The sequence below is a fragment of the Psychrobacter sp. PSi21 genome (genome assembly GCF_054960615.1).
This window is the reverse complement of record NZ_JBHNYR010000002.1, coordinates 208,831-218,916: the sequence shown is the minus strand read 5'-3', so window position 1 is coordinate 218,916 and position 10,086 is coordinate 208,831. Positions and strand designations below refer to the sequence as shown.

General features: G+C 45.3%; 8 protein-coding genes and 3 pseudogenes. 9 read left to right on the top strand and 2 right to left on the bottom strand.

All coding sequences use genetic code 11. From position 1 onward, the window contains the following. Positions 1 to 528, top strand: a pseudogene (locus ACFI32_RS02870) (DNA polymerase III subunit gamma/tau); the annotation flags it as partial. A 275-nt stretch (positions 529 to 803) separates the two neighbouring features. Continuing rightward, positions 804 to 1,703, top strand: a complete 900-nt coding sequence (locus ACFI32_RS02865; protein WP_462624991.1) for a LysR family transcriptional regulator — start codon at positions 804 to 806, stop codon at positions 1,701 to 1,703. A 196-nt stretch (positions 1,704 to 1,899) separates the two neighbouring features. On the opposite strand, the pseudogene ACFI32_RS02860 reads toward ACFI32_RS02865, so the two are convergent. Further along, positions 1,900 to 2,046 (bottom strand): annotated as a pseudogene (locus ACFI32_RS02860) (carbonate dehydratase); the annotation flags it as partial. 12 nt (positions 2,047 to 2,058) lie between these two features. After that, a complete protein-coding gene (gene hisI / locus ACFI32_RS02855; RefSeq protein ID WP_462624990.1) occupies positions 2,059 to 2,514 on the bottom strand; it encodes a phosphoribosyl-AMP cyclohydrolase in 456 nt (151 codons plus the stop codon). Between the two features lie 202 nt (positions 2,515 to 2,716). On the opposite strand from hisI, the pseudogene ACFI32_RS02850 reads away from it, so the two are divergent. The 7 genes and pseudogenes from ACFI32_RS02850 to ureG all read left to right on the top strand — a co-directional run. After that, positions 2,717 to 3,442: pseudogene (locus ACFI32_RS02850) on the top strand (GTP-binding protein); the annotation flags it as partial. 703 nt (positions 3,443 to 4,145) lie between these two features. Further along, positions 4,146 to 5,135 carry an urease accessory protein UreD gene (locus ACFI32_RS02845; protein ID WP_462624989.1) on the top strand — a complete coding sequence of 330 codons (990 nt, stop codon included), beginning with the start codon at positions 4,146 to 4,148 and terminating at the stop codon, positions 5,133 to 5,135. A gap of 106 nt (positions 5,136 to 5,241) precedes the next feature. After that, positions 5,242 to 5,544 carry an urease subunit gamma gene (gene ureA, locus ACFI32_RS02840; protein WP_462624988.1) on the top strand — a complete coding sequence of 101 codons (303 nt, stop codon included), beginning with the start codon at positions 5,242 to 5,244 and terminating at the stop codon, positions 5,542 to 5,544. A 120-nt stretch (positions 5,545 to 5,664) separates the two neighbouring features. Next, a complete protein-coding gene (ureC, locus tag ACFI32_RS02835) occupies positions 5,665 to 7,785 on the top strand; it encodes an urease subunit alpha (RefSeq protein WP_462624987.1) in 2,121 nt (706 codons plus the stop codon). Between the two features lie 142 nt (positions 7,786 to 7,927). Then, complete coding sequence (gene ureE / locus ACFI32_RS02830) at positions 7,928 to 8,455, top strand: urease accessory protein UreE (RefSeq protein WP_462624986.1); 528 nt, start codon at positions 7,928 to 7,930, stop codon at positions 8,453 to 8,455. Continuing rightward, positions 8,391 to 9,257, top strand: a complete 867-nt coding sequence (locus ACFI32_RS02825) for an urease accessory protein UreF (protein ID WP_462624985.1) — start codon at positions 8,391 to 8,393, stop codon at positions 9,255 to 9,257. The genes ureE and ACFI32_RS02825 overlap by 65 nt, the downstream gene beginning before the upstream one ends. A gap of 102 nt (positions 9,258 to 9,359) precedes the next feature. Next, positions 9,360 to 10,022: an urease accessory protein UreG gene (gene ureG / locus ACFI32_RS02820; RefSeq protein ID WP_462624984.1), complete on the top strand. Its 663-nt coding sequence runs from the start codon at positions 9,360 to 9,362 to the stop codon at positions 10,020 to 10,022. Positions 10,023 to 10,086 lie beyond the last annotated feature (64 nt).

Below are 10,086 nucleotides of genomic sequence, written 5' to 3'. Positions count from 1 at the left end.
GAACCTGTTGCCGAACCTGTTGCCGAACCTGTTGCCGAACCTGTTGCCGAACCCAGCGCAAATGATTCTCAGTTAACACTGATGGGCGATGACCCACGCGTGTTGTTACGCTGTGCGCCGCAGCCCTTAACAGGAGAATGGACGCCTGAAAAATGGGACTATTGGTTACAAACGGCGCGTGAAGAATCTTTATTGGCAGAAGATGAGCGCGCCCTTGCCAGACAAGGCGTGATGACTGGTGAGTGTAATGGTGAAGCGACCTTTGTCACTGCTGTGGACAGTAAGCATTTGCAAGCGACCTTCTTGCAACTGTCTGCCAAACTACAAGCTCAGTTTACGCACGCTAATATCCGTCTAAAAAGCGATGGTGATATCATAAAAGCCGATAACGTCACGCCTGAGCGCCGTCAGCAGCACCGCGTAGAACAAGCCAGTCAAGTGGCTGAAAAACAGCTGCAAGATTCTCCAGTGATGCAATATCTCAGCAGTCGCGGCGAAGGCAAAATGGGCAAGGTTAAATTGACCTAGCCAGTTCCCATCTATATTACCTGCGACAACTATCAATCACATGAATGTTAATATATACTAAACAGTAAGTTTGGTTATGTGCTGGTATTTTTTATGAAAAATGCAATATGACAAAAAATGGAAAGCCATCATGGCAGCCGTAACAATCAAGTAACATTTTGATTTTATAGAAAAAAGGTTGCCATCGATAATAAAGTAAAACCATGTAACAATAGTGATGGTCTGTTACAACGATTAAGCCATATTAAAAACTGTAAAACAGCTTGGATAAAATTATGTTAGACAATTTACGCGGTATGGCCGTGTTCGCCAGCGTGGTCGGACACGGCTCTTTTAGTGGGTCAGCTCGCGAACTTGGTATCACTACCAGCGCCGTCAGCCAACAAATTCGCTCACTAGAAAATGAGCTTGGTGTGGTGCTGTTGCATCGCTCTACGCGCAAGCTCAGCTTAACCGAAGCTGGTGAAAGCTTTTATGAGGCGGCAAAAGATGTGGTCAGTGCCGCAGAACAAGGCCGCATCAAGGTAAACCAGCTGCGTGACGAGCTTGCAGGTAGCCTGCGTATCGCCACCACACCTGAGCTTGGCGTACATCATATTTTGCCCGCCTTATCAACATGGATGGCCGCACATGATGACTTGAGCATCAACTATCTGGCAGACAATCACTATATTGATATGATTGATGAGCGTATTGATATCGCTATCCGTATGAGTCCCAGTATTGATGACTCAACCTTGAGTAGCCATCCGCTGACCAATGTACGCCAGCTGCTTGTAGCATCACCGCAATATCTGCGCCAGCATCAAAAAATTGAAATGCCTAAAGATTTGACCAATCATCAATTGATCTGTATTGATTTGATGAAAGAGCCCAATCAGGTGGAGTTGGTACAAACTGAAACCAACAAAAAATCACGTATCAAAATGCCGTCGCGTATTCACACCAACAATGTCTTTATGGCGACAACGCTTGCCAAAGAAGGGCATGGACTGGTACGAATGATGGAGATGGATGTCAGAAAAGACCTTGAAAGCGGTGCTTTGGTAGAAGTGTTGACAGGGTATAAATTGCCAAGCTTTGTACTCTATGCGGTGACGCTTAACCGTGATCAGCAGCCTGCTAAAATCACGCGCTGCCTAGAAGTGTTGAAAAAGTATTTTCATGCCAACTAAATAAGCGCATATAAAACCAAACAGCCGAGATCGTTTATTGTCAATATCCAGCAATAAATGACCTCGGCTGTCATGGTTTAGAGGACTCGTAAAGACTATCCGTCACCGTTATGACGTGATAGCTGCCGCCAGCTACCTACTAGCGATTAACTTCAAGTACTTGACCACTACAGTTTGTAGACAGTTTGCCTTAGCCATTGACCTCATCAGCACGAATAACCGCATAAGGGTCAATAAACACATTGGCATGAATAATGACCTTGCCACAAATGATGGCGGTTTGATCAACGTAGGCAGTTTTGTCGATAATAGGCAGGTCGCCTGTGCGGTTTTTACGAATCATAAATCATCTTACTTATTGTTCATTGTGGGAGGGATAGGGGTATAACGGGTTGCTTAAAATGGTGGTATAAGGTGGTGTCAGACCGATATAAAAACAGCTTGGGCGAAAGGTATGACAAGCAGGGCCATGCTGCTGCACCAAAAACAAAACGGCATCACCATCGCAATCGAGTTTGGCCTCAATGAGCTGCTGGTGATGACCAGAGCTTTCGCCTTTTCGCCACAAGGTTTGCCTAGAGCGCGACCAATAACACACCCTTTTAGTCGTAAGCGTCTCCATCAGTGCATCAATATTCACCCATGCCAGCATCAAGACTTCTTTGCTGCGCGCGTCTTGCGTAATGGCCGTTATTAGCCCTTGAGCGTTCCAAGGAATTGCTGTGATGACGGTATCTATCGGATACTGCTGGCCTTTGTCCGCTTGTTCTATCGCCAGAAAAATAGAGGTATCATTGGTTACCACTGCCATGATCCTCCTGCTACCGCATCACATGAGTGAAAACGCTCTAGAGAAACAACGCTGCACATACAGTCCTTATCCGCCAGATAGATTGTCATTGATACTCACAACATCATTGAATTTATAAATGTTATGTTATAACATAACTAAAAATCTAACAAGTATGAATATATTTGATAGAGCATCCGCAATGAGATAAGGAAGAGCGCCAATGAGTGAATCTGTAGCTATCGAACAAAAACTGCCCGTTACCGTATTGTCTGGATTTTTGGGGGCAGGGAAGACCAACTTACTCAATCATATTTTGAATAATAGAGAAGGGAGACGCATTGCCGTTATCGTCAATGACATGTCAGAAGTGAATATTGATGCAGCCTTGGTACGTGAAGGGGGTGCTGAGCTGTCTCGAACTGATGAAAAGCTGGTCGAGATGAGTAATGGCTGTATTTGCTGCACGCTACGAGAAGACTTATTGGTAGAAGTGCGCCGTTTGGCCGAGGACAATCGTTTTGATCAGCTGGTGATTGAGTCTACCGGCATCTCAGAGCCGCTACCTGTGGCCGAGACCTTTACCTTTGAAGATGAAACAGGTATTTGCTTAGATGAGTTTGCCTGTTTAGATACTATGGTAACGGTGGTGGATGCGTTTAATTTTCTAAAAGATTACAGCTCTTATGACAGCCTACAGTCGAGAGGTGAGTCGCTCGGTGAAGAAGATGAGCGCACGGTAGTGGATTTATTGATTGATCAGATTGAGTTTTGTGATGTGATTGTGCTTAACAAAGTTGATTTAATCTCAGAGGCTGATAAAGAAAGATTGATGGCGATTATCCATTCCTTAAACCCAAGAGCAAAAATAGAAGTTGCACAATTTGGCCAAGTGGCGTTGGACAAGATATTGAATACCAACTTGTTTGACTTCGAAGCCGCCGCGCAAGGGATTGAGGCTTGGCAATCGATAGACAGTCCGTTTATGAGCTGGCATGAGCTGATTGCTTAAGCTTGAACCGTCAACTTTTTACTTGGGTTAGTGCTGACCTGCACAATTTCGCTAATCAACTTAATGTGATAAGGCCATTACCATGGCGTTATCACATTTTTTATGCCTTCTCATAACGCTCATAATTTGCACCGTTCACGCTTTTTAGTGACCTCTATATCCAGCTTTGCAAATAGACTCATCAGCGATAGATGCTCAGATACCCAGCGCTCGCTCTTTAGTATGTCGTTCTGTATTTTAAGCTAACCCACGTCTCGCTGAAGTGCCTGCACACGATGCTGATCGTTTATAAGGGTGCCATCTCTTCATATATCGTGTTGCCTCAAAAATACCATCTCACCTTACTAATAAAACACTAATACAAAAGCACTGATATGGTGCACATTTGTAACTTATCATATCAATTTGGTGCAATAAAGCATTTTGACCTAAAAAAAGTTATATTTTGGTGCATTTTTTTAATCATGACAGGCGGCACAGATATTGCTGTACCTAGTAAAAGCGTTTTATTACTGTGCCATATTTTTATTCAAATGTGGCGATATACAGAATAGAGCCTTTTACGAAGATGATATAACAAATAAAAAGGTTCAAGATTTGATAATCATCTAAAGGGATATTTTTAAAGGGACACTTCATTTTGGCTTGGCAATCTACTTTACAGCTTTATTTTGACCACGCAGCTGGAGCGACAAAAACTCGATTGTATCACCGTGCACATACTGGCGCGCTGATGGTACAACGCGCGCTATATCCTGAACCTGATGACCAAGCAGGAATTTGCCACATCTATGTATTGTACCCACCAGCTGGTATCGCTGATGATGACCGTTTGACGATACAGTACAAGCTGTTATCAAACAGTCACGTGGTCATCACGACACCAGGCGCAGGTAAGTGGTATGGCCAACGTCAGGGGCAGCGACCAGTAAAACCAAGTGAATCCACCCAGTGCAGCGCTCAAAGTCAACAATCATATAGCAATGATAACACCTTCTCCAATGTGGACGCCTCAAGCAATAAGGTTGAAGCGGTACAACAGATTGAGGCTTATCTCGATGCCCATACTATCCTTGAATGGTTGCCGCAAGAGAGTATCTATTATGATCATTCTGTTTCTAACGCCACCAATCGCTTTTATCTGGACAACACTGCCAGTTTGCTAACTTGGGATATTGCTGTTTTTGGTCGTCAAGCTTATCAAGAAACATTTGCTCATGGGCATTACCGCAATGGCTTAGAGATCTGGCGTAACGAGGATCTGCTGGTTAAGGATTATACTGCTCAGCAGGCTGGTGCGCGCTGGTTTACTTCAGCACTTGGGCTAAACCATCAGCATGTGCATGGCTCGTTCTGGGCAATACCAAGTACGGAGGTGATATCCGTAACGCTACAAGACAATAGTGCCAAACTTGGACAGTATTTGGATGAAACGATTAATGAGATACACCGTCTTATCGATGAGCAAGCCTTATCTATTTATTGCACACACAACTATCAAGGTATCAACTGCCGCTATCTAGGAGCCGATGTGCGGGCGTGTTTTGAAGCTTTTTATCATGTACGTAATCTTATCAGAGGCAAGTGGTATGCCCTTGAACCCCATCGACCAAGGATTTGGGACACCTAGGTCTATATTCTTCTAGGACTCTAGGTGTCGAATCATGACAGTAATTTGATCGCTTGAATCAGCAAATAAATGACAATGTATTGTTAAGGCTATTAAGGATGGTTTCATGCAATTAACCCCTACAGAAAAAGACAAACTCATGCTATTTACGGCGGGTATGGTCGCTGAGCGCCGTAAAAATCGCGGTGTCAAGCTCAATCATCCTGAAGCAGTGGCTTATATCAGTATGCTGCTTATGGAAGGTGCGCGTGATGGCAAAACTGTGGCACAACTGATGAGCGAAGGCGCGACTTACCTTGCTACCGATGAGGTGATGGATGGTATCGCCGATATGATTCATGATGTGCAAGTCGAAGCGACGTTCCCAGATGGTACTAAGCTTGTGACCGTACACAATCCTATCGTCTAGCGGTGCGCCTATATCGCTGCTAGCTGCAACGGTCGGGACGCTGGTCAGGCATACAAAACGGCCAAAAACCAATATTCAATCACTGCCATAAGCCCCGCAATCTAACAAAGGACCATTACTATGACTATGAAGGTAGGCGAATATAAAATCAAAACAGGAAGCATCGCCTTAAATGCGGGTCGTTGTGTGCAAAATATAGAGGTAACTAACACAGGCGACCGCCCTATACAGGTCGGCTCTCATTATCATTTCTTCGAGGTTAACGAGGCATTAAGCTTTGATAGAGAGTCGACGCTTGGTTACCGCCTCAATATCTTATCTGGTACAGCAGTACGCTTTGAGCCGGGGCAGGCACGTAACATAGAGCTGGTTGCCATCTCAGGTAGAGAGCATGTTTATGGTTTTGCAGGCAAGGTGATGGGGGCAGCCACTATCAAAATAACGCCAAATACCTCGCAAAAACGCGTGGATAGGCGTATTCATGCTGAGCATTTTGGCCCAACCACAGGTGATATGGTACGTCTGGCCGATACGAACTTATGGCTTGAGGTGGAGTATGATTTGACCAGTCATTCTACAACTCGCGGCGTTAGTGTTGGTGAAGAAGTAAAGTTTGGCGGCGGTAAGGTTATTCGTGATGGTATGGGACAGTCACAATTGCTAGGTAGTCAAGTTGCAGATACCGTCATCACCAATGCCTTGGTGGTTGACTATACAGGTATTTACAAAGCCGACGTCGCGATCAAAGAAGGGCACATTAGCGGTCTTGGTAAAGCGGGCAACCCTGATATACAGCCCGATGTGACCATACCTATTGGCGCCGCAACTGAGATTATCGCTGGCGAGGGCAAAATTCTAACGGCTGGTGGTATCGACAGTCACATTCACTTTATTGCTCCGCAGCAATGCGAAACGGCGTTGATGTCTGGCGTCACGACCATGTTTGGTGGTGGTACTGGGCCAGCTGAGGGTACGCTTGCCACTACTTGTACCCCAGGAGCTTATCACATCCATAGTATGTTAAAAGCTACCGACACCATTCCTATGAATATAGGCATACTTGGCAAAGGCAATGTCAGTTTACCTGAGCCAATCAGTGAGCAGATTGAAGCAGGTGCTATCGGTCTAAAATTGCATGAAGATTGGGGCTCAACACCGCAGGCCATTGATAACTGTTTGAATATGGCTGAGGCGTATGATGTGCAAGTCGCGATCCATACCGATACATTGAACGAAAGTGGCTATTTAAACAGTACTTTAGATGCCTTTAAAGGGCGCTGTATTCATACCTTTCATACGGAAGGCGCAGGTGGCGGCCATGCGCCAGATATCTTAAAAGCAATTGGCGAGACGAATGTTTTGCCGTCATCAACCAACCCGACACGCCCTTTTACGATCAATACCATCGATGAGCATCTCGATATGCTCATGGTCTGTCATCACTTAAGCCCAGCTATCGCTGAAGATGTCGCCTTTGCTGAGAGTCGTATCCGCACAGAAACCATTGCCGCTGAGGATATTTTGCATGATATGGGTGCCATATCTATGATGAGCAGTGATTCACAAGCGATGGGGCGGGTGGGTGAGGTGGTTATTCGCACATGGCAGACAGCCGATAAAATGAAAGCACAGCGCGGCCACCTTGCCCCCGATCAATCCGCTAAAGCCCAGCAATCTGCCACACATATCACCTTAAGTCAGGCTGACTTCGACAGCAATAATGATAATTTTCGTATCAAACGCTATATCTCCAAATACACCATAAACCCTGCTATCACGCATGGCATTAGTGAGGAGGTGGGCTCGATTGAAATAGGTAAATGGGCAGATTTGGTTTTGTGGTCACCTGCTTTTTTTGGGGTGAAGCCAGATAAGATTATCAAAGGGGGCTTGATAGCTGCCGCGCCTATGGGCGATGTGAACGCTTCTATCGCTACCCCGCAGCCTGTACATTATCGGCGCATGTTTGGCAGCTTTGCTAAAACAGTAGCGCAAACTTGTCTCACTTTTGTCTCACGTACCGCTTTGGATAAGGGTATTGATAAACAGTTGGGACTGGATAAAGTCGTCAAGGCCGTACATAACATTCGGCCCATACGCAAACAGGACATGAAGTTTAATAGCTACTGTCCTGAGATGGCAGTAAACCCAGAGACTTATGAGGTTCATGCTGATGGTGAGTTGTTAAGCTGTGAGCCTGCCACTCATCTACCGATGGCCCAGCGCTACTTCTTATTTTAGAGCGCACCTCTAATGGTAACCCTAATCGCCCGATAGGCTAAATATTTTGCTTTTAACAGAGGAACAAGGTCTAGCGATGTTAGGCGGTATCACAGAGGCGATTAATACATATTAACCTTTCAAATAGATGGTCAATTGACTTATGAAAATTTATACCCAGCGTATCGATCCGGAAAACCTCAGTGCTGAACAGCAAACACTGATTGCTCATCAACAAGAGGAAAAACACTTTTTACACCTAGATTTTGATACACGTCAGCGTAGTCGATTCAAAGCACAAACCCAGCAGCAACAAGCTGTTGGTATTGACCTGCCACGTACAGAAACCATCAAAAATGGCAGCATTCTGGCAAATCATCACGGCGAATTTATACAGGTCATAGCGGCTGAGCAATCCTTGATTGAAGTCACTGCCAATAACGGTTTTGATCTGATGAAAGGCGCTTATCATCTGGGCAACCGCCATGTGTTATTGATGATTAAACCTGATGCGTTGTACTTTGAACCTGATACTGTGTTAGAAGCCATGTTGAAGCAATTGGGGCTACATACCCAAACCGTACAGGCTACGTTTGAGCCAGAAACAGGCGCCTATAAGAGCAAGCATGGTGGACATTCTCATGGTCACCATGACCACCGTCACGCGCACCATGATCATGCTCATGACTGATCATCATCAAATATTAGAACAATCTGGCGCAGAGTTAATGGCTGAACCTCGTCCTCTAGATGTGTCTGGGCGTCTACTGATGTTGGCATCAAGCAATCTGCCCATCGGTAGTTATACTTACTCGCAAGGCATAGAGTCGGCTATTGAGTCCCAGCTGATCTACGATGAGACCAGCTGCTTAGCGTTTATAAGCGATTATCTGACCTTGGCATTATGCCATTATGAGTTACCAATACTGGCACTGATGATTGAGTCGTTGAGCGTAGATGATAGCGCGCTTGCTGACGCATTGGCTGCCAGTTACCACGCCAGCCGCGAAAGTAAAGAATTTGTTTATGAGTCAAACCAACTTGCCATATCTCTATCCGCTTGGCTCAGCGATGTGATTGAGCTTGATGTCCCCGATAGTCTACTTGCCCATGGTTTTTTACCTTTGTTTGCTCATATCAGTGCCTATTGGCAGCTTGAACCGGCTAAGGCCATGACGACTTACGCCTTTGGTCAAATTGAAAATATGGTGCTGGCAGCAGTCAAAACCGTACCGCTTGGACAAATGGCGGGGCAGCGTATCATTTTACAGTTGCAGCAGTCTTTAAGTGAACAGGTACCGCACCTAGCGCGCAACGTAAAACAGAGTTTTTTGACTGCTCAAAACGTCCCGCCAGCAACTGATACCACGGACATCACTGTCCTAAAGCGGGATCTGCTCTATCGACAGTTAGATATGTCAGCCAGCTTACCGAATTTAGCGATATTGTCCTGTCAACATGAAAGGCAGTACAGCCGCTTATTTCGCTCTTAATGGCTCTTAAGCAAAGCCCTAGCCATGATTATCTCGATTTAACAACGGTTTTACGCAAAACGGATTTTTATTTAAACATCACCTTATTAAGGACATCATCTTATGGCACTCACACCCAAAGCCGATCACAGCCATTCAGACATAGCGTTATCAACATTATCGCCTCTACGCCTAGGTATCGGTGGCCCTGTTGGTTCAGGAAAAACAGCGCTCACACTAAAATTGTGTCAACGCTTGCGTGACGATGTCGATATGGCTGTGGTAACCAATGATATTTATACCAAGGAAGATTCAGAATTCTTGACGCGTCACAAGGCTATGCCAGCTGAGCGTATTCGCGGCGTCGAAACTGGTGGCTGTCCGCATACGGCGATTCGTGAAGATGCGTCCATTAACCTGTCTGCTATCGCTGAATTACAGCAGCAGTTCTTAGGACTTGAGCTCATCATTATCGAGTCTGGCGGGGATAACTTAGCGGCAACTTTTAGCCCTGAATTATCAGACTTAACGCTATATGTGATAGATGTTTCTGCAGGCGATAAAATCCCTCGTAAAGGTGGGCCTGGCATCATGAAATCTGACTTACTGATCATTAATAAAACCGATCTTGCGCCTCTAGTTGGTGCCTCGCTTGAAGTCATGGCACGTGATGCCAAAAAAATGCGCGGTGACAAGCCAGTAGTGTTCAGTAATATGAAAACGGGTGAAGGTCTTGACGAGATTGTGGCATTTATCTTTGATAAAGGCATGATTGGCGCTGCGTAATACCGTGTATATACCCCGTAACTCTATATTTGTGACTGATAGGCAAAAACCATCAGTCAATGGC

Bases quoted from the DNA above. Each gene is read 5' to 3' on its own strand.
- ACFI32_RS02865 (WP_462624991.1), top strand. From the start codon at position 804: ATGTTAGACAATTTACGCGGTATGGCCGTGTTCGCCAGCGTGGTCGGA.
- hisI (WP_462624990.1), bottom strand. From the start codon at position 2,514: ATGGCAGTGGTAACCAATGATACCTCTATTTTTCTGGCGATAGAACAA.
- ureA (WP_462624988.1), top strand. From the start codon at position 5,242: ATGCAATTAACCCCTACAGAAAAAGACAAACTCATGCTATTTACGGCG.
- ureC (WP_462624987.1), top strand. From the start codon at position 5,665: ATGACTATGAAGGTAGGCGAATATAAAATCAAAACAGGAAGCATCGCC.
- ureE (WP_462624986.1), top strand. From the start codon at position 7,928: ATGAAAATTTATACCCAGCGTATCGATCCGGAAAACCTCAGTGCTGAA.
- ACFI32_RS02825 (WP_462624985.1), top strand. From the start codon at position 8,391: ATGGTGGACATTCTCATGGTCACCATGACCACCGTCACGCGCACCATG.
- ureG (WP_462624984.1), top strand. From the start codon at position 9,360: ATGGCACTCACACCCAAAGCCGATCACAGCCATTCAGACATAGCGTTA.